General features: G+C 46.3%; 18 protein-coding genes. 7 read left to right on the top strand and 11 right to left on the bottom strand.

Translation table 11 applies throughout. The annotated features are described in order from the left end of the window. Positions 1-27: 27 nt before the first annotated feature. The 3 genes from WH43_RS17550 to WH43_RS17540 all read right to left on the bottom strand — a co-directional run bounded on the left by WH43_RS17550 (position 28) and on the right by WH43_RS17540 (position 3,262). Positions 28-1,338 carry a hemolysin family protein gene (locus WH43_RS17550; RefSeq protein ID WP_053425869.1) on the bottom strand — a complete coding sequence of 437 codons (1,311 nt, stop codon included), beginning with the start codon at positions 1,336-1,338 and terminating at the stop codon, positions 28-30. A 220-nt stretch (positions 1,339-1,558) separates the two neighbouring features. Next, on the bottom strand, positions 1,559-2,443 hold the full coding sequence (gene htpX / locus WH43_RS17545) for a protease HtpX (RefSeq protein WP_053425868.1): 885 nt from the start codon (positions 2,441-2,443) through the stop codon (positions 1,559-1,561). 351 nt (positions 2,444-2,794) lie between these two features. Beyond that, on the bottom strand, positions 2,795-3,262 hold the full coding sequence (locus WH43_RS17540; protein ID WP_053425867.1) for a Dps family protein: 468 nt from the start codon (positions 3,260-3,262) through the stop codon (positions 2,795-2,797). A 210-nt stretch (positions 3,263-3,472) separates the two neighbouring features. On the opposite strand from WH43_RS17540, the gene WH43_RS17535 reads away from it, so the two are divergent. Next, on the top strand, positions 3,473-4,714 hold the full coding sequence (locus tag WH43_RS17535) for a cation:proton antiporter (RefSeq protein WP_053425903.1): 1,242 nt from the start codon (positions 3,473-3,475) through the stop codon (positions 4,712-4,714). Between the two features lie 66 nt (positions 4,715-4,780). Here the strand turns inward: WH43_RS17535 and tyrS are convergent, their stop codons facing one another. The 4 genes from tyrS to WH43_RS17515 form a co-directional block, all read right to left on the bottom strand. Further along, positions 4,781-6,061 (bottom strand): tyrosine--tRNA ligase, encoded by a 1,281-nt coding sequence (tyrS, locus tag WH43_RS17530; protein WP_053425866.1) that lies wholly within the window; start codon positions 6,059-6,061, stop codon positions 4,781-4,783. A gap of 92 nt (positions 6,062-6,153) precedes the next feature. Beyond that, positions 6,154-6,933, bottom strand: a complete 780-nt coding sequence (locus tag WH43_RS17525) for a response regulator transcription factor (protein ID WP_053425865.1) — start codon at positions 6,931-6,933, stop codon at positions 6,154-6,156. Positions 6,934-7,010: 77 nt separating this feature from the next. Beyond that, entirely contained in the window at positions 7,011-8,624 is a 1,614-nt protein-coding gene (locus WH43_RS17520) for an ABC-F family ATPase (RefSeq protein WP_053425902.1), read from the bottom strand. A 273-nt stretch (positions 8,625-8,897) separates the two neighbouring features. Then, positions 8,898-9,806, bottom strand: coding sequence for a DMT family transporter (locus WH43_RS17515; RefSeq protein WP_053425864.1), 909 nt, complete (start codon positions 9,804-9,806; stop codon positions 8,898-8,900). 121 nt (positions 9,807-9,927) lie between these two features. On the opposite strand from WH43_RS17515, the gene WH43_RS17510 reads away from it, so the two are divergent. The 6 genes from WH43_RS17510 to WH43_RS17485 all read left to right on the top strand — a co-directional run bounded on the left by WH43_RS17510 (position 9,928) and on the right by WH43_RS17485 (position 17,908). Next, positions 9,928-11,370: an aminotransferase-like domain-containing protein gene (locus WH43_RS17510; RefSeq protein ID WP_053425901.1), complete on the top strand. Its 1,443-nt coding sequence runs from the start codon at positions 9,928-9,930 to the stop codon at positions 11,368-11,370. Between the two features lie 53 nt (positions 11,371-11,423). After that, complete coding sequence (locus WH43_RS17505) at positions 11,424-13,286, top strand: GNAT family N-acetyltransferase (RefSeq protein ID WP_053425863.1); 1,863 nt, start codon at positions 11,424-11,426, stop codon at positions 13,284-13,286. Between the two features lie 3 nt (positions 13,287-13,289). After that, the gene (locus tag WH43_RS17500) at positions 13,290-14,207 is read left to right on the top strand and encodes a histone deacetylase family protein (RefSeq protein WP_053425862.1); all 918 of its coding nucleotides are present in this window, start codon (positions 13,290-13,292) and stop codon (positions 14,205-14,207) included. A gap of 224 nt (positions 14,208-14,431) precedes the next feature. Next, on the top strand, positions 14,432-15,916 hold the full coding sequence (locus WH43_RS17495) for a TrkH family potassium uptake protein (RefSeq protein ID WP_053425861.1): 1,485 nt from the start codon (positions 14,432-14,434) through the stop codon (positions 15,914-15,916). 1 nt (position 15,917) lies between these two features. Next, positions 15,918-17,225: a sensor histidine kinase gene (locus WH43_RS17490; RefSeq protein WP_053425860.1), complete on the top strand. Its 1,308-nt coding sequence runs from the start codon at positions 15,918-15,920 to the stop codon at positions 17,223-17,225. Next, complete coding sequence (locus WH43_RS17485) at positions 17,219-17,908, top strand: response regulator transcription factor (RefSeq protein WP_053425859.1); 690 nt, start codon at positions 17,219-17,221, stop codon at positions 17,906-17,908. Before WH43_RS17490 ends, WH43_RS17485 begins: the two co-directional genes overlap by 7 nt. A 26-nt stretch (positions 17,909-17,934) precedes the next feature. Here the strand turns inward: WH43_RS17485 and WH43_RS17480 are convergent, their stop codons facing one another. From WH43_RS17480 to WH43_RS20930, 4 genes are all read right to left on the bottom strand, one after another. Next, positions 17,935-18,246, bottom strand: a complete 312-nt coding sequence (locus WH43_RS17480) for a hypothetical protein (protein WP_053425858.1) — start codon at positions 18,244-18,246, stop codon at positions 17,935-17,937. A 404-nt stretch (positions 18,247-18,650) separates the two neighbouring features. Next, positions 18,651-18,881 carry a hypothetical protein gene (locus WH43_RS17475; RefSeq protein WP_152342889.1) on the bottom strand — a complete coding sequence of 77 codons (231 nt, stop codon included), beginning with the start codon at positions 18,879-18,881 and terminating at the stop codon, positions 18,651-18,653. A 264-nt stretch (positions 18,882-19,145) separates the two neighbouring features. Continuing rightward, on the bottom strand, positions 19,146-19,565 hold the full coding sequence (locus WH43_RS17470; RefSeq protein WP_053425856.1) for a hypothetical protein: 420 nt from the start codon (positions 19,563-19,565) through the stop codon (positions 19,146-19,148). A gap of 176 nt (positions 19,566-19,741) precedes the next feature. Beyond that, positions 19,742-19,941: hypothetical protein (locus WH43_RS20930; RefSeq protein ID WP_286049995.1), on the bottom strand; the 200-nt coding region annotated here is incomplete at its 5' end.

Raw genomic sequence — 19,941 nt, 5'->3', positions numbered from 1 at the left:
GGCTTTGCTTTATAACGGAAGTACTGGTTAATCTTGCAACTCGTCTTCGGATTCTTCGTACGGAATTTTTTGCGCCAGTACTTTATCCACTCGTTTGCCATCCATATCAACAATTTCCAGACGCCAGCCAGCAATCTCAACAATATCCGCAGTTTGTGGAATTTTACCCAACTCGTACATCAGCAAACCATTCAAGGTTTGATAGCGCCCTTCTTCCTCGTCCTGCAGTTTTCTGATATCCAACGCATCTTTTAAATCAATGATTGGAATTAAACCGTCGAGTAATAAAGAACCATCCTGACGACGGATCACCATCTGATCATCTTCATCATCCTGAGCAAACTCACCGGTTAAAGCGTCCATCATGTCCTGTAAGGTCACCATCCCTTTTAGATCGCCGTATTCGTCCACCACAAATACCATTTGCGAACCGCTAGTTCTGAAATGCTCCAGCAGCTCCATACCGGACAAACTATCAGGCACGTAGTTACAAGGTTTAACTAGCGAGGCGATATGGATCTCTTTACCCGAGATAGATTGCGCCAGCAGCTGTTTGGCTGACACAACCCCTACTATATCGTCAAGATTATTACGACAAACCGGAAAACGTGAATGTGGCGCCTGCATCACGACCCGTAAATTGTCTTCCAGTGACTCACTGACATCTAAAAATACGATATCTGAACGTGGCACCATTAAAGAAGAAATAGAACGTTCGTCCAAACGGAATACGTTTTTCACCATGGCGTGTTCATTGTGTTCAATCACACCAGCGGAGGAACCTTCCTGCAGCATGGCCTGAATATCTTCATGCGTGACATTGTCTTCCGTCTGGTGATTAAAGCCCAATGCACGCATCAGACTATGGGTAGACCCCGATAACATCCAAACAAAAGGTTTAGTGGCAATAGCCAGTACAGTCATAGGTTTAGACACCAGACACGCTATAGTTTCTGCGCTAATTTGGCCTATACGTTTAGGGACCAGCTCACCTATCACAATAGAGACATAAGTGACGATAATCACCACAAGTACAGTAGAGACCACGCTGGTGATCTCGGCTGAAATACCAAAACTCTGCAACCACAAGGATAACGGCTCAGCCAGAATAGACTCACCAAAAATACCGTTGAGGATACCGATAGAGGTTATGCCTATTTGCACTGTTGATAAAAACTGGGTAGGGTCTTCTGCAAGTTTTAGTGCCGCTTTAGCCGTACTGCTGCCACTATGTGCCATTGCCGTTAAGCGGGATTTCCGCGCTGTAACAATAGCTATCTCTGACATCGCAAACAAACCATTGAGCACTATCAAACCCACAAGAATAAAAATTTCCATAAATCAGTATTAAGCTCCGGTTATTCCAAAAGTAGCGACAGTTGCCTTGTCACTAAGTAGCATCGGTGGATATGGCACTTATCTTAGTGATTTGCCCATAGTAGTAAAGTAACTTTTAGGTTTTTCCTTATCCGCGCAAAGATAAATCGTGCCCAAAAGAAAAACGACTCTGTAGTAAACCACAGAGCCGCTGTTCTGAACGGAAAATTAAACTTCGATGTTAGCCTTCAAATGAACGGCTTTGCAAAGCAGCAATACGTTTATCCAATGGCGGATGGCTCATAAAAAGCTCTGAAGCTGCGGGTTTAGTGGCTAAACCAAAAGCGGTCATGGAGCCTTGTAACTGGCTTTCATGGTTTCCTTTTAAACGCTGTAACGCCGCAACCATGCTGGCTGAGCCAACTAAACGCGCAGCACCGGCGTCAGCTTTGTATTCACGTTGACGGGAGAACCACATTACGATAATGCTCGCCAGCACACCAAAGATCATTTCCAGCACAAATACAGTGATCATATAACTCAGACCTCCTCCCTGGCTTTGTTCTTCGTCACTGGAGCGGAAGAAGTTGTCGATAATACCAGCCACAACCCGGGCGAAGAAAATAACGAAGGTATTCACTACCCCCTGGATCAGCGTCAGCGTTACCATATCGCCGTTGGCGACGTGAGATACTTCATGCGCCAGTACAGCCTCAGCCTCCTGTTGCGTCATCGCATGCAATAAACCAGTGCTAACAGCTACCAACGCATTATTACGGCTCATACCCGTAGCAAAGGCGTTAATTTCAGGCGAGTCGTAGATAGCCACTTCTGGCATAGCAATACCAGCTTGTTTCGCCTGACGCTGCACAGTGCTGACCAGCCAGTGCTCGGTCGCATTGGAAGGTTCTGTGATAACTACTGCACCAGTGGAGCGTTTTGCCATCCACTTCGACATAGCTAACGAGATAAAAGATCCACCAAAACCAAACACAGCAGCAAATATCAGCAAGCCTCCCATGCTACGGTTATCTATACCAAAGACCTTAAACACAATACTTAAAACGATACTCAGCACTAACATCACAGCTAAGTTGGTGATTAAAAATAGCACTATACGTTTCATAACAACCTCTGTAATTCAGCTATCCCACTAAGTTCAATACTCTTGTTGCTAAAAAAGCCCCTGTTTCATTGCTGTAACAGGGGCAAAGGGCGGATTTATAACCACAACAAGTACGTACTGGTTCTGCTCAACCTAATATCAGCATCTGGCCTTGATATCGGGTTATTCAGGGAACGACCTCATCATAAGCTGGATAAACATATAAGGTAAAATCGAATATAACTTCCAAATACGCAGCTTATACCTGATAAAAATTGAGTGATGAACAACAAAGATAAGCAAAAAAAGCCTGTCGGGAGTGAACCGGACAGGCTTTGATTTTATTCGAAACGATATGGACTCTATAAAGTGTTAACCTAACAAGCTTCTAAGCATCCAGGCATTTTTTTCATGCACCTGCATACGCTGAGTGAGTAAATCCAGAGTAGGTTCGTCTGAAGCTTTATCCGCTACAGGTACTATGGCGCGCGCAGATTTTGCTAAAGCTTCCTGGCCTTTCACCAGATCTTTAATCATATCCTGAGCGGCAGGAATACCATCGGCTTCTTTAATGCTGGTGAGCTTGGCAAACTCTTTATAAGAACCCGGCGCAAATTCACCTAAGGCCCGAATACGTTCAGCGATTAAATCTACCGCCAGCGACAGCTCAGTGTACTGAGTTTCAAATAAAACATGCAGCGTCTGAAACATAGGGCCTGTGACGTTCCAGTGATAATTATGTGTCTTCAGATACAAAGTATATGTATCAGCCAATAACACAGCTAAACCATCTGCAATGGCTTTACGATCATCATCTTCAATACCAATATTAATCTTCATAAGAAACTCCGTGTTGCGGCAAAGAATGCAAATACCCTATCACAATTCACGCAAGGCGCTCAAATATCCATAGGGTTAAGCTGATATAGATCAATGGGATCGAAGATGGCATAAAACAAGGGTGTGGTTTCGATAGTCTTGGTTTTGTCACAATACCCCAGCTACAATGCGCACTTTGTTTACATTGCCATGGAGCATGTTGTGGAAGCTATGCCAGTAGGCGTCAGTGCCTTTTTTATTCAGTTATTAGTGATCCTGATTGTAGCCCGAATCGTCGGCTGGCTAGCGATTCAGGTTGGTCAACCCAGAGTAGTTGGCGAAATGATCGCTGGTATTTTGTTAGGCCCTACCTTATTTGGTGCTTTAGCGCCGGAATTCCAGCAACAGCTGTTCTCAGCTGAATACCGTCCTTTTTTATCTTTATGTGCCCAAATTGGTATTGGTCTTTATATGTTTTTAGTGGGCCTTGAATTTGATACCAGTATGTTTAAAACCAGGGCACGCAGCGCTGTGGCTATTTCCGCTTCTGGCATAGTGGCGCCTTTTGTTATGGCTTGTTTATTGGCCAGCTGGTTATTAAATTACGGTGGGCTTTTTGCGGATAACCTGAGCTGGGCCGAAGCAGCATTATTTCTCGGAGCCTCCATTTCCATCACAGCCTTTCCTATGCTGGCCCGGGTGATCCAGGAACAGGGCTTGGCCAACAGTAAATTAGGCACCTTAGTACTGGCAGCCGGAGCTATTGATGACGTCGCAGCCTGGTGTTTGATGGCCTTGTTGCTGGCAAGTTTTGGCGGCGATGACACTTTATTTTATAAAGCTGTGATAGGTGCTGTAATTTTTGCAGCTCTAATGCTGACGCTGGTGCGCAAACATGCTGCTCAACTGGAAAGTTGGTACCAGCGCGACCAACGTATTACTCCCCGCCTCTTTCTGGTAATTTTAGTCTTGTGGGTGGTAAGCGTCAGCACGACCGAATGGATAGGCCTGCATGCAGTTTTTGGTGGCTTCTTATTAGGTGTGGCTATGCCTCGTGGATTGTTGGCTGAACATTTAATTAAACGCCTGCAGCCTTTGGTGCTGATTGGTCTGGTGCCACTATTTTTTACCGTGTCCGGCTTAAAAACCGATCTGTCGGTATTGGCTCAGGGCACCTTATGGCAAATTGCGCTGGCTGTGATTGCGGCCTCAATTTTTGCTAAGGCGGTGGCCTGTTATCTGGCTGCACGGCTTTGTGGTGAAAACCACCCTATGGCGCTTGCTGTAGGTATTTTGATGAATGCACGTGGCATGATGGAACTGATTTTGCTCAATATTGCGCTGCAAAACGGCGTGATCAAAGAAGACCTGTTCTCTGTGTTGGTGCTGATGACCATAGTCACCACTATGATGGCTACACCATTATTTAACGTACTCCAGCGGCGCACTTCCTTTCGCAGCCAGCTGGATTAGGTTCTAATGCCGAAGGTTCAAGGCGTGCTTATCGTCATGCCTTGAACCTATGCAAGTGACAAAACGCTACAGACTAATTTTCAATAAACAGAACTGCTTTTGACCTCGTTGCAGTAACCAGAACTGATCATGCAGTAGCTCAAATTCCAACATCGTCGAATCCTGCTGTATGATTTCACCATTCAGTCTGATTGCGTTCGAGCTAATCAGCTCTCTGGCCTTACTTTTGGATAACGCCAATCCAGACTTTTGTATGGTCTCAGTAAGCGTCAGACTACTGCATATATTGACACAGGGCAAAGCATCCAGTTCCAACTGCTGTAATTCAGCTAAGCTCAGTTGCTGCGGCTGTCCTGTAAACAAGGCCTTGGTGATCCTTTCTGCCGATTGCAGCCCTACCTCACCGTGCACAAAGCGGGTCACCTGCTCTGCTAGAATACGCTGAGCCTGAGGTTTGCTGCCGGAGTTGCGATCCGCTTGCTCCAGAGCTACTATCTCATCGCAACTTAAAAAACTGTAGTAACGCAGCATGTTGTACACATCTTTATCGTCGGTATTTAACCAAAACTGGTAAAAGCTGTAGGGCGATGTTTTGCTTTTATCTAGCCAGATTGTGCCAGACTCGGTTTTGCCAAACTTAGTGCCATCCGCTTTGGTGATCAGCGGTAATGTTAAACCTTCCACTTTGGTATTGTTTAATCTGCGGGTCAGGTCGATACCTGCCACTATATTGCCCCACTGATCATTGCCACCTATCTGCAAAGTGCAGCCAAAACGTTGGTTTAACATGGCAAAATCATAAGACTGCAACAGGCTGTAACTGAATTCTGTAAATGAAATACCCTGATCAGGTCGCTCCAGCCGCTGGCGTACTGATTCTTTCCGCATCATGGCATTGACTGAAAAATGTTTACCGACATCTCGAAAAAAACTAATAACATCCAGCGTCGACAGCCAGTCTGCATTATTGACCAGTTGCAGCGGTTCGGATAATACAGGTTGCAGCAACGCAATGATTTGGCTGCCAAGCTGTTCGGTCCAGACTTTAACTCTTTGGGGGTCGTTTAAACTCCGTTCCGTCGATTTAAAACTCGGATCGCCTATAAAACCTGTAGCCCCGCCTATTAACGCTATTACGTGATGGCCTGCATCCTGAAAACGTTTTAGCATCAACAGAGGAACCAAGTGACCTATATGTAAGCTGCCCGCTGTAGGATCAAAACCACAGTACAAGCTTTGTCTGCTGCTTAAAAAGTCATGTAAGAGTTCTGGCGCGGAACTTTGGGCTATCAGTCCACGCTGTTGTAAATCCTCTACTAATGGAGTCTTGCTGACTGCTGTTGTCATTGGCTGCGCTCTTTTTGCATATATGTGAAAAGTAGCAGTTTAAAGTTCAGGAGCAGAAAAAGGCATGTCCCTAAAGGGATAAGAAAGGCATTTTAGCTGACCAGCAGATGAGTGAGAAACAACTGGAATAACTCGCTTAATGAGCCGATTTGCAGTTTAGCGTAAATTTTTTTTCGATGGTTTTTGACCGTACCAGCGCTAATGTGCAGCTGCTGGGCTATATCCTCTGAATCAAAACCCTGCAGTAACAAACAGGCAATTTGCTGCTCTTTGTCTGTCAGTAACTGCTGACCAAAACAGGAAAAAGCCAGGCTCAGTTGATGCTGTAGGCCGGTTTTGTCCGACGAAGCGCTGGATACAACAAAGCTGTCATGACCCCAATGCTGGCGAACTAAAGCGCTGAGTAGACCTTGCAGTCGTGCCAGTATTTCATAGCTGATTTGATAACGGGCCTGGTTGGGTTCGCGATAACCGATAAACAGAACAACCCAGCGGTTTGATTCCAGCTTAAAACTCAGGCAGAACTCATCATGCAAACCGGTCTTTTCGGTAAAGAGCGTCTGGTAGCTTTTACGGGCTTTAGTCGAATCAAACAGATCCTGCAAACGCCATAATCCGTCGTCAGTCGCTTGTTGAGCACGAAGATAAAAAGGGTCTTGCAGGTATGAATCCATTAAATAGTGATGAAACAAAAACTCCCGTTTCGTATTTATGCAGTCGTACAAATAAATCGGATGTTTATCGGTTCTGCAGCCCAACAACAGGAGTTGGTCACAATGCAACTCTGTTTTAAGAAAAGCCGCCAGCCGTTGACTAAAGTCTATGGTCCGCAGGCTACTAACCAGATCAGCCACTGTCTGCCATTCAGTCATTAGGAATAAGTCCTCGCTCAAAAGTAAAAAAGCCGGTGTTCAGACCGGCTTCTTAGCTTACAACATTAGCGCTGTTGTTACGAACGAGCAGCCAATTCTGCTTGCTGTACTAAGTAATCTTCGTAAGTACCAGCGAAGTTACGAACGCCGCTGTCCGTCATTTCAACGATACGGGTCGCCAATGAGGATACAAATTCACGGTCGTGGCTGACAAAAATCAGCGTGCCTTTGTACATCTCAAGCGCCATGTTCAAAGATTCAATGGATTCCATATCCAAGTGGTTGGTAGGTTCGTCCATCACCAGAATATTTGGCCGTTGCAGCATCAGCTTACCAAATAACATCCGGCCTTTTTCCCCGCCTGACAACACTCGTGTTGGTTTGGCAATGTCATCTTGAGAAAACAATAAACGGCCTAAAATACCACGGATAGCCTGTTCATCATCTGAAGGCTGTTTCCACTGGCTCATCCAGCTAAACAGCGTCATATCTTTTTGAGCGCCTTCAAACTCGTATTCATGGTCCTGAGCGTAATAACCAATGTTGACGTTTTCAGACCACTTTACTATGCCTTTGTCAGCAGTTAAATCGCCGACTAAACATTTTAAGAAGGTGGTTTTACCTATACCGTTGGTACCAAGAATCGCGACCTTCTCCCCGACTTCAATGGTCAGATCAAGGTTTTTCAGAACGTGCAGATCATCAAAGCTCTTGTTTAATTCAGTCACTTCTAAGGCTAAACGGTACAGCTGCTTTTGCTGATCAAAACGGATAAATGGGTTCACCCGGCTGGAGGCTTTGACTTCAGCCAGCTGAATTTTATCAATTTGTTTAGCACGTGAAGTAGCCTGACGCGCTTTAGATGCGTTGGCAGAGAAACGACTGACGAAGGTTTGCAGTTCGGCTATCTGAGCTTTTTTCTTGGCGTTATCAGACAATAAGCGTTCACGCGCCTGAGTGGCAGCTGTCATGTATTCGTCGTAGTTACCTGGGTAAACACGCAGCTCGCCGTAGTCTAAGTCAGCCATATGAGTACAAACGCTGTTTAAGAAGTGACGGTCGTGCGAAATGATAACCATGGTGCTGTTACGTTCAGCGAGGACTTCTTCTAACCAACGGATAGTATTGATATCTAAGTTGTTGGTCGGTTCGTCCAGTAACATGATTTCAGGGTCGGCAAATAACACCTGAGCCAATAACACCCGCAGTTTCCAGCCCGGAGCCACAGAAGACATCAGGCCAAAATGCTGTTCAACCGGGATACCCACGCCTATCAATAATTCGCCAGCACGGGATTCGGCGCTGTAGCCATCCATTTCACCAAAAGCGACTTCTAAGTCGGCGACACGCATACCGTCTTCTTCGCTCATATTTGGATCAGCGTAGATACGATCACGCTCTTCTTTTACTTTCCACAATTCAGCATGACCCATGATCACTGTGTCGATTACAGTGTATTGCTCGAAAGCGAACTGATCCTGGTGCAACTTAGCTACGCGGTGATTCGGTTCAACAAAAACGTTGCCCGAGCTCGGATCTAACTCTTTGCTGAGGATCTTCATAAAGGTTGATTTACCGCAGCCGTTGGCGCCAATCAAACCATAGCGGTTGCCGTCGCCGAATTTAACGGAGATATTTTCAAAAAGCGGCTTAGCGCCAAATTGCATCGTAATATTTGCGGTAGAAATCACAGTGTTTTTGATCCAACAAAGAGTCATATACAAGCTATGCTGTTGGTATCAAACCTTCCAGCAAAGCCCCAAAAATAGCGCGCCACTATACGCTTTTTTGACGCTAAACTCAAAGTATCTCTGTTTTATACCCGTCGTCCTTGAAGCTGCAGCTTTGTTGACTGCGCCATTTCGCCCCAGTCACATAGGTTTACTATGCTCCTGGGGTCTCAATGGCTTGTCGCCTCGCCACAACTCCAAGTTACTTGGGTATACGTGATGCTTTTAGTGTGATCAGCCAAAACGGCGACCTAAAGCTATGCATCCCACCACAGTCAATGCCAATATCCAGTGGATCCATTGCAGTGGTTCAGCTAGCAATAGCGCAGACAAGGCCAGCCCACTAAAAGGCGATAACAGCTGCAATTGACTGACTTTCGCAATGCCGCCGATAGCTAAGCCTTTGTACCAGCAGAAAAAACCGATAAACATGGTAAAGACCGACAGATAGCCCAGCGCCAGCCAGGATTGCAAGGATACAGCAGCATAATCAGGCTGATAAGCCCAGACCCAGGGCAGCAGAACTGGAATGGACATCACCAGTGCCCAGCAGATCACCTGCCAGCTGCCGAGCTCTTTGGATAAAATAGCCCCTTTGGCATAACTAAAACCGCATAAAAAACTCGCTAACACCAGATAACCATCAGCGAGCTGAAAAGGGCCAGTGCTGTGCTGTAACGCATAAAGCGCAACACAAGCAGCCCCCAGCAGTGCAAACAGCCAAAAGCCAATGCGTGGCCATTGTTTAGTTAAATATGCGCCAAAAAAGGCGGTAAAAAGTGGCATCACACTGGTCACCAGAATACCGTGGCTGGCTCCGACCTGTTGCAACGCCAAAGCAGATAACACCGGATAAGCAAAAACAGAGCCCAAAGCCACCAATGACAGCCCATACCACTGTTTTGTGCTAGGTAATTTTTGTCTGGTCACCAGCAGCAATAGCAAAGCCAAAAGTGCTGCTATTAAAGCCCTGCCCGCGCCAACAAAAACCGGCGGCATATCAAGCACGGCAATTCGTGTTGCAGGTAAACCTGCAGAGAACATCAGCATGCCTAAACTGCCAAACCACAAGCCTTGCACCAATGGCTTTTGCCAAAACGGCGAGCTGCTTTGATCTTGTGGTGAAGGAGAGACTACGGACATGACAAATACTCCTAGAAGCGGCTGGACAGTCAGCCAACTTCAGTTAGTATACAAAGCTTATAACCATGACAATCAGGACAGTTGGCATGAAAGCTTACTTGACTGTACAGGTAAAAACTCCATGACAATTGCATTAGCGCAGTGGCAACTGGATAAAGCCAGCAAAGAAAGTTTTAGCAGTCAGTTGTATCTACAGGCACAGCAGGCTATTCAATCTGGCCGCTGGGCAGCAGGTGCAAGGCTGCCTTCCATCCGGCTTTTAGCTGCGCATTTAGCGATCAGTAAATTTACTGTGGCAGAACTCTATGAAAAGCTCTCAGCCTCTGGTTTAGTCCGCTCTCAGCCCGGCAGTGGCGTTTACGTCAGCCGGTTAACCGAACAACAGCAACAACAACTGGAATCCAGTGCCAGCCAAAGTAGCAGACAGCAGGATGTTGCTCTGATGCGCCAGACACTGCTGAGAGAACCCCATTGGATCAAAGCATCTGCAGGTTGGTTATCACCGGATTGGATGCCGGATCAGGAAATACGCCAGGCAATGCGTGAATTGGCGCGCCAGCCTCAGTCTTTAACCGACTATGGTCCAGCTCAGGGCTATTTTCCGTTGCGTCAGTATTTCACTCAGCGTTTAGCTCAGCTATCTATTACCACTGAACCGGCACACATTCTGCTGACCTACAGCGCCTCTCATGCGCTTGACTTGGTGTTTCGTTTACATCTGAAACCAGGCGATTGGGTGATGGTGGACGACCCAGGCTTTTATAACTTCTTTGCTTTGTTGCGTTTGCATCAGGTGCAGCTGCTGGTGGTGCCCCGCACTAAAGAAGGGCCAGATTTAGTTGTCATGCAGCGCCTGGTGCAGCAATTTAAACCCAGGGCCTATTTAACCAATTCAGTGCTGTCGAACCCTGTGTCTTTAAGTATCCAGCCGGCCCGTGCTTTTGCCGTGTTGCAACTGCTGCAACAGCATCAGTGCTTATTGATTGAAGACGATATTTACGCTGATTTTGAAACCCAGCCGGTATCGCGTTACACCTCAATGGCGGGGTTCCAATCGAACAATGGCTTTGAAATCATCTATGTGGGTAGTATGTCGAAAACATTGTCTGCTGATGTGCGGGTAGGTTTTATTGCTGCAGCGCCCGCTACTATTGCTGCCCTGACTGATTTAAAACTCATCAGCGGCATATCCACCTCTAATACCATGGAGCGTTTGGTGCACGTACTGCTAACAGGTGGCGGTTATCGCCGTCATCTGGAACAGTTAAAACGTCGCTTGCAGCAGGCTCGCAGTCTGGTATTTTCGAAATTAAAACAATTGGAGTGTCAGTTATGGGCAGAGCCATCGGCAGGTTTTTTGTGTTGGGTCAAACTGCCGGCAGGCGTTAGTAGTAGTCTATTGTCTGAACGCTTACAGCAACGTCAGGTAGTATTGGCACCGGGCTCACAGTTCAGCACCCTGCCCGATGCTGATCAGTACACGCGGCTTAATGTGGCACAGTGTCTGGATGAAGAATTTTGGCGGATATTGGCAGAGGAATTGCGCCAGGCAAAATCGACTTAAGTCGCACTGACAAATCAGTTGTATTCTGACAAGCTGAAGAAAAAGGATGCCGTATGGCCAAAACATCAGATAAATCGCCGGCAAAATCGCTAGACTGGAGTGCACTGCTGCAATCCGGTAATCGTATTTTTATTGGCTCCCACGCCGCCGCGCCTCAGGCATTGCTCGCCGATTTAATGGCGCGCAGTAAAAACCTGCATGATATAGAGCTGGTGCAACTGATGGTGCTGGCGGATAACTGCTGGGCAGAACAACGATACAGCGACTTATTTAAAATCAATGCGTTATTTATTGCCGGTGACAAAGTCCGCAGCGCCGTCGCTGAAGGGCGAGCTGACTACACCCCTTGTTTTTTATCTGAAGTCCCGGCGCTTTTTAAAAATGAAATTCTGCCGTTAGATGCGGCTTTGGTGATGGTGAGCCCGCCCGATGCGTTTGGTTATTGCTCCTTGGGCGTCTCTGTAGATGCCGTATCCGCTGCTGTGCGTTCAGCGAAAACAGTGATAGCGCAAATTAACCCTAAGATGCCGCGCACCAATGGCTACACTTTTATTCATCAAAGCCAAATTCACGCCTTTATTGAACAAGCCGAAGATTTGCCTGAATTACCGGCGCCACAACTGGATGAAGTCACAGAACGTATTGGTCAGTATGTATCGATGCTGATTGAAGATGGCGCGACCTTGCAACTCGGCATAGGTAAAATTCCTGAGGCTGTTTTACGTTATCTCGGTAATCACAAAGATTTAGGTGTGCACTCTGAAGTGATTTCAGACGGAGTGATGGAATTGATCACTAAAGGCGTGATCAACAACAGAAAGAAAACCTTTCACCCAGGCAAAACAGTCACTAGTTTTTGTATGGGTAGCAAAGCCTTGTACGACTTTGTTGATGGCAACCCTCATGTCGAGTTTTACCCCAGCGAATATGTTAATTCGCCAACCAATATAGCCCGTAACGACGCCATGATTGCGATTAACAGCGCCATAGAAGTCGACTTAACAGGCCAGGTGGTGTCGGATTCGATTGGTCACAAATTTTACAGCGGCATTGGTGGTCAGGTTGATTTCAGCCGCGGAGCCTCAATGAGCAAAGGTGGCAAACCTATTATTGCGCTGCCTTCTACGGCTAAAAACGGCACAGTCTCACGCATAGTCGCCACTATCACCGAAGGTGGCGGCGTGGTTACCTCTCGTGGCCATGTGCATTATGTGGTGACTGAATTTGGCGTCGCCTCACTGCGAGGTAAAAGTATCCGCGAACGCGCGCTGGAACTAATTCGTGTTGCTCATCCTAAGTTTCGTAAACAACTGCTGGATGAGGTGCGAACCCGTTACTGGGTACCGCATTATCAAAAAGACTATCCTAAAGATGTGGTCGAGCTTGGCAAAGTAGGCGTAAAAACCTTAACCATAGCCGGGGAGCAGTTTGATTTGCGAGCCTTAAACCCTGCTGACGAACGCCGTTTGCAGGAGTTTTTTTACTCCCATACTAAAGAAACCTTGCTGTTGCGGTACAACCACCATCCCAAACAAATGAGCCGGGAGAAGTCCTGTACTTTAGTCAGTGTCGATCAGTCCCGCGATTTGGCGCTTTGTATTGTCAAACAACAAGGCTCAGTGCTGGAAATTCAGGCTGTAGGCCGTTATTACCTGAATGAAACCGACAATAGCGCTGAAGTGGCTTTTGTAACCCGGGAAAAACAACACGGCAAAGGCATGGCTAAACGTCTGCTGGAAGAAATGATCAAAATAGCCAGAATGCGCGAACTCAACCGCATGCTAGCTTATGTAAGAGCCGACAACAAACCGATGCAAAAGGTGTTTGAAAAAGCCGGTTTTAAGCGTATCGCCAGTGGCGACCCGGATGAAGTTTATTTAGAGCTGCTGTTAAAAGTGGCTGAACCAGAGAAGTAGCCAATGAGTTTAGTTATCTTCAGTCATGGCCGTTGTTTGTCCTACGACGTAGGTCACGATCATCCGGAAGCCGCATCCCGTATTCACGCCGTACAAGATCAGCTGTTAAGTTCCGGTCTGGAATTTGTGGTGCAACAACGCGACGCCAGTCCAGCCACTCGTGAGCAATTATGTTTAGCCCATTGCCCTGCTTATGTTGATCATGTTTTTGATGCAGTGCCAGATACTGGCCATATCTGGCTGGATGATGATACACAGGCCAATGCAAAATCACTCAACGCCGCTTTGTATTCAGCAGGTTCTGGCATTAATGCAGTAGATGCGGTGATGCAACAGCAAGACACTCAGGCCTTTTGTTTAATACGACCGCCTGGTCATCATGCGGAATACAAAGCCGCCAAAGGCTTTTGTATGTTTAATAATATCGCCATAGCCGCTGCTTATGCCATGCAGCAGTATCAGTTGCAGCGCGTGCTGATTGTCGATTTTGATGTGCACCATGGCAATGGCACTGAAGATATTTTTCAGCAGGAGCCCAGAGTCAAATTTTTTTCCTCTTTTCAGCACCCGTTTTACCCCTACACTGACCCTGTCAGTCATTCACCCTCTATTGTCAAAATGCCTTTGGCCGCTGGCACTACTGGCGTTTTGTATCAACAGCGTTTTACGCAGGAATGGCTGCCTTTGATGCACGAGTTTCAGCCAGAGTTGGTATTGGTGTCCGCTGGTTTTGATGCGCATATGGAAGATGATATGGGCCAGATGAAACTAACAGAACTGGATTATTTATGGTTAGGCCAGCAGTTGAAACAGATTGCAGACCAGCATTGCAGTGGCCGCTTAGTCTCTATGCTCGAAGGTGGATATGAACATAGCCCGCTGGCGCGTAGTGTTGTGGCCTACTTAAAGGGGCAGTTGTAACAATCTGCGGGCGTGGATAAACCTTTTCAGGTTTGGGTGTCGGGCCATGGCTTGTCCCGGCCCATCCATCTGCACCAGGGTATCATGAGACTATTTCCAGTTTCCCTAAGTAATTGGAGTAGCAGCTTTAAGTACGATGATGATAAATCCTTATACAATCTTTATAACCTGCCCTGAGCCAAAGCTTTAAAATTCAATGGTTGTTTAAAGCCGGATAAAATTTTATGGCCGCCACTTTGGTGTTGGGTTCTGCAGTAAAAAGCTCAAGTCGTTACCTGATGTACAGAGTTTTAGGGCATTTGTTGCTGATGTTATCTGCGGTCAAGCTGCTGGCTATGGCGGTATCCATTATTTATAACGAAAGCAGCTTTTGGGTGTTTTTGGGCTCTGCTGTTTTTACCGCATCTCTGGGTTATACATTGGTGTACAAAGGCCGAGATGCCAAAGATATTAAACACCGGCAATTGTTTTTACTGACGACCTTAAGCTGGCTGGCGCTTTGCGTGTTTTCGGCCATTCCGTTATGGCTTATCGTACCCAACTGTAGTTTAACAGACGCAGTGTTTGAAACCGTCTCCGCTGTCACCACCACAGGCTCCACCGTATTTGCCGGGTTAGATAACATGCCCAAAGGTGTTTTATTCTGGCGCGCTGTACTGAACTGGATGGGAGGTATAGGTATTATTGTGATGGCGATTGCCATTTTACCTGCGCTGAAAATTGGCGGCATGCGGTTATTTAAAACCGAAAACTCGGATACTTCAGATAAAATTTTACCGCGTAGCTCTACCCTGTCCGCCGCTATTGGCTTTGTCTATCTGGTTCTGACCGCCTGCACTATGACCACCTATTATCTGGCTGGAATGACAGGCTTTGACGCTATTACTCATGCCATGACAACTGTAGCTACAGGTGGTTTTGCCAACTACGATTCCTCTTTTGGCATTTACAAAGACTCGCCGCAAATTTTCTGGTTTAGCAGTTTCTTTATGATGCTGGCTGCTATGCCTTTTGTGCTTTTTGTAAGTTTGGCCAAAGGCGATAAAACCTCTTTGTGGCGCGATCCTCAGGTACGGGCTTTTGTTGCCATAGTATTGTTTTGCAGTGTGCTGCTGACTGTCTATCAGGTGGTGCATAACGACAGAGCCGTATTTGATGCTCTCACCCATAGCCTGTTTAATGTAGTCTCCATTATCACCACCTGCGGTTATGCCTCAGAGGACTACACGGTCTGGGGCAATATGGCCATTATGATGTTTTTTTACTTAACTTTTGCTGGCGCTTGTTCGGGTTCTACGTCCGGTGGTTTGAAAATATTCCGTATTCAATTAGCTGCTATGTTACTGATTAAACAATTAAAATTGCTGGTGCATCCCAAAGCTGTCTGGAGCCAAAGTTATGGCGGCAAAAAAGTGGATGACCAGTTGTTAGGTAACGTTTTAGCCTTTTGTTTTATCTATTTTGCTACCATAGCCTTTATCGCTATGGCGTTATCCTTTTGTGAGCTGGACTTAGTTACCGCAGTGACGGGAGCTGCAACGGCTGTGGCCAACGTCGGCCCTGGCCTTGGCAGTATTATTGGCCCTGCTGGTAATTTTTCGACTTTGCCGGATGCGGCCAAATGGTGGTTGTGTTTAGGCATGTTATTGGGACGACTGGAAATTTTGACCTTACTCATTTTGTTTACTCCTTCCTATTGGCGGTACTAAGATGGCCAAATTATGGACACTGCGTTACGTGCAAGAGCTGGCCGGAACCTTTCTACTTCCACTCGTCATCATACTGCTGTGTTTACCGCTGCGTGACTGGATAAGCCCAACAGATGTCGCCATGCTGCAATTGTTGTGGGTAGCCTGGCAGGCGCAACAATACGGCTGGCGCTGGGCCAGTTTAACCACCTTAGTGTCAGTGCTTGTGCTGAACTGGTGTTTTGTACCGCCCTATTACACTTTTGATGTACACGATGCCAGTTTCTTGATCAGTTTTGTGGTGATGGTGTTGCTGGGTTTGCTGATAAGTCTGCTGTCTGACCGCTCAAAACAACAAGTCAAACGCTTGCGTTATGCCATGTCTCAAACCCGTGGCATGTATATGCTGGCCAAAGGTTTAGGCCAAAGGCAGGACTGGCAAAAACAATGCGCTTACACAGCCAAATTATTAAGTCGTCGTTTAGGGGCCTCAGTGCAACTTGTTGCGGGGCCACAGCCGCAAGTAACCACTGAGCAAGCGTTGCTTGCGGTGGGTGCTCCGGCTGTAGCCTGGATTGTAGTGCCAGAGTGTTTTTTATCCAGCCACCCAACTTTATTGCATACAGCACAGTCGTTATTGGCGCAAAGTTATGCCAGGCTGGAACTGAGTGAAAAAGCGCAGCAGGACAGAGTCAAAGCTCAGCTGGAACAACAAAAAGCTATGTTGTTACGCTCGTTATCCCACGATTTACGCACCCCTTTGGCCACCATTATGGGCGCGTCCAGTATGCTGGCCGATCCACAGTTGCAACTGAGTACAGAACAACGTCAGCAGCAAGCGCAGAATATTTACCAGCAAAGCCAGATTTTAAATCAGCATTTTGAAAAGGTACTGGAGCTGAGCAAAGCCCAACTGAGCACTCATCGTATTCAGCACTGCGATTTCAGTTCCGACGATTTAGTGGCTGGTGCTTTGGCCAGGCGTGGCGACCAAGCAGCAGAACTCAGCACTTATTTAATTTGTAACGCAGCGACACCTTTAAAAGGTGATTTAGAGCTGCTGGAGATAGCCTTAGCCAATATGCTGGAAAATGCCTTGCGTTACGGTGCTGCACCTTTTGAGTTAACTATCGGACAAACCGCCTCGCACTGTTTTGTCCGGTTAAGTAACGGCCTCAAGTCTGTTGCCCCCGCAGCCCGTGATAAAGGCCATGGTTTAGGGCTTAATATTTGTCAGGCAGTGGCCGCTTTGCATCAAGGCAAATTTGAATTACACACTGACTCAGCATCAGAAAAAGTAACGGCAGTCTTGGAGTGGCCACTATGCTAAATACCACAACCAATACCGTACGTTTATTGGTGCTTGAAGACGACCCAGGCTTACAAAGCTTTTTACAGACGCTGCTGCAAAGTCAGGGTTATCAATGCCAGCTTCATGCCGAAGGCCAACACGGCTTCGCGCTGTTAAAAGAACATAGTTTTGATTTAATTCTGTTGGATTTAGGCTTAGCCGATATGGATGGCATTGAGTGGTTACAACAACTGCGCAGCTGGTCCGAAGTGCCGGTGATAGTCATCTCTGCCCGGGGTAAAGAACAGGACAAAGTGCGGGCGTTAGACTCTGGCGCGAATGACTATGTCACCAAACCTTTTAGTTCAGCTGAATTGCTAGCCCGGGTTCGGGCCGCATTACGACAACAACAAAAAACCGCTAAGCCTTTAGCTTTTGCCGATATTAAGCTGGATCCGGTACAACGTGTCGTCACCAAAGCGGGTGAACAAGTGCACCTGACCAAAACCGAATACGATATTTTATTGTTGCTGGTGCGCTACTTAGGTTCAGCTTTGACACATAATCAGATTTTGCAGCAGGTTTGGGGCGAGCATTACCAGGACAGGCCCGAATATATTCGCGTACATATGGCGCAGCTACGGCAAAAACTGGAAGACAATCCGTCGGCGCCACGGCATCTGAAAACTGAAGCCGGGGTTGGTTACCGGCTTTGCGAGTAGTCAGCTCCTGAGCCCTCTTCGCAGGGCTACGTGGCTTTAGTGTGATCGGAATGTTGTTGTTTGTATTGATCAAGCAAAGCCTTAGCATCCATCACATCCAAACCTGTCTCCTGACGTATCAGCCAAATCCCTTCTCTTTCTTTCACCTGAAGCAATTGTTGACGTAGCTTTTCCGGTAACTGCTCTAGCCAGTCAAACTTCAGTCCTTGCTGGTTAAGTAATAAATCAAGTTTGGCCTGCAGCATAAACAATTGCTTTTTATGCTCAAAATGTAACACCAACACATAAAGGCAAAGCGCCACCAACATGATAAACATCAGTTCTATACTGTCTTCCATCATCAGCTCCTTGCAGATTTAACAAAAGCTGATCTCAGTATAGAAAAAAGCCCGAAAGATGCTACACATCATTAACAGTAAAGTAACTTTTACCGCATTTCACTTTTTTACTGTCAGCTTCTGGTTAAGCATGATGAAACAACAGCATCAACAACCTGCTGGATACAGGTGTTGTCACTGGCGCTACCGCCAGGCCCTAAGAGCTGTGCCGCGCGCCATGAATACGCTGGGCCGCTCACCTTTACTATAATGTCCCTTTTGTATACTTCCCTTGCATAAGCCCACAGCTGGATTCGAGCCCTGCCGCTTCATCAGCCGATCGTTTATAGTAAAAAAAGACAGTTTGTGCGGTGTTTGAATGATCACATTTCGCCTGAAACGGCTCAGGGCAGCTGGATAAATAACTAATCTTGGCCGCTGGCCCCCCCCATAGAAACCACAGCTTGCGACAAGCCCTCACATTGAGCTTTAAAATCAGTAGTCGCCATACCTGCATTTTGTATGCAGTCTTTAATATCCAGCTTTACCCCCATAAAATCCGCATTGGTTTCAAGCAAGCAGGCTTCATTAGCTAAGGCGTGAGTGCTCGATAATAAGAGTGCAAAGATTGAGCTTATCAATAGACTTTTTGGCATAGTAAACCTCATCAATAGCAGTGTTGATTAGTGTTCTCTGCACATACAGCTTTGCATAAGCGTGCGAACTGACTTTGAACGCCTGTAGCGTCAGTCCTTGTCTTGCGCCTAAAATACCAGGCTGATTCAGCTTCTATGAGTTTGAGGAAAAAGACCAGAAAATTTAACGGAAAATAGCTCGAATAATGGGACGCGGGGCAAGACTTAACCCCGTTGGTACACCAGTTGTAGCTACGCAATTATTGGCTAGAACTAAGTAACTTGTTATATCTGAGCTCTTGCGCATTGTTCTTTCGAAACATAGGTTTTTTTGAACGTCATATCAGGCTGCTCTGAGTATTTAATGTCAAAACTGACCTGATAACCTTCATCAAATTGATTTTTGAAACTTGAGCTGCCACAGGCGTAATTTACTGCTAAATCATCATAATAGGATTTAATAGTTTCAATGTTTTCCGCAGTTGAAGTGATCCCTGAAATGCTCAATTGCAAAGTGAAGGTTTTTTCTGATGCCTGAACCGCAATTAATTCTATTTTTTCTTTATCAAATGACTTCAAACTAGCTATTTCGCTGGATACCGTTCTTGCATAGCTATATTTCGTATATCCGTAGCCGCCAGCAACAGCAAGCCCCAATAAAGACACCGCTAAAATAGTTCTCACTCGGGTCGATTTAGTTACCATCTACAAAACTCCTTTTTATATAAAATTTCAGGGCAGGTTTTGCCTTCTACCCTACTGCCTATACAAGCTACAACCGAAAGAAAAAGAATACCTCAGGGGCAAGTCTTGACCCGTGCCCCACAAAATCAGAAAAAATGTATATAAAATCAAATAACTAACAAAAAAACGCTACAAATTCATTCAAAACTAATGGTTTGTCCGAACACTGAAATATCGGGGCAAGGTGCAAGACTTGACCCCAAATGTTCGTATAGCTCTGTATTATCTACGTAACCACGTTTAAGGCGATTTTCTGCCTCTGGAACTACAATGGCTAGGGCTAGTTTTTGGCGGATAAATGTTGCAAGAACATGATTTGTAACTTGAGACACTGGCT

The sequence above is a fragment of the Rheinheimera sp. KL1 genome (assembly GCF_001275035.1).
GTDB lineage: Bacteria > Pseudomonadota > Gammaproteobacteria > Enterobacterales > Alteromonadaceae > Pararheinheimera > Pararheinheimera tangshanensis.
Note: the sequence above shows the minus strand (reverse complement) of the source record. Positions and strands in the feature narration are given on the sequence as shown.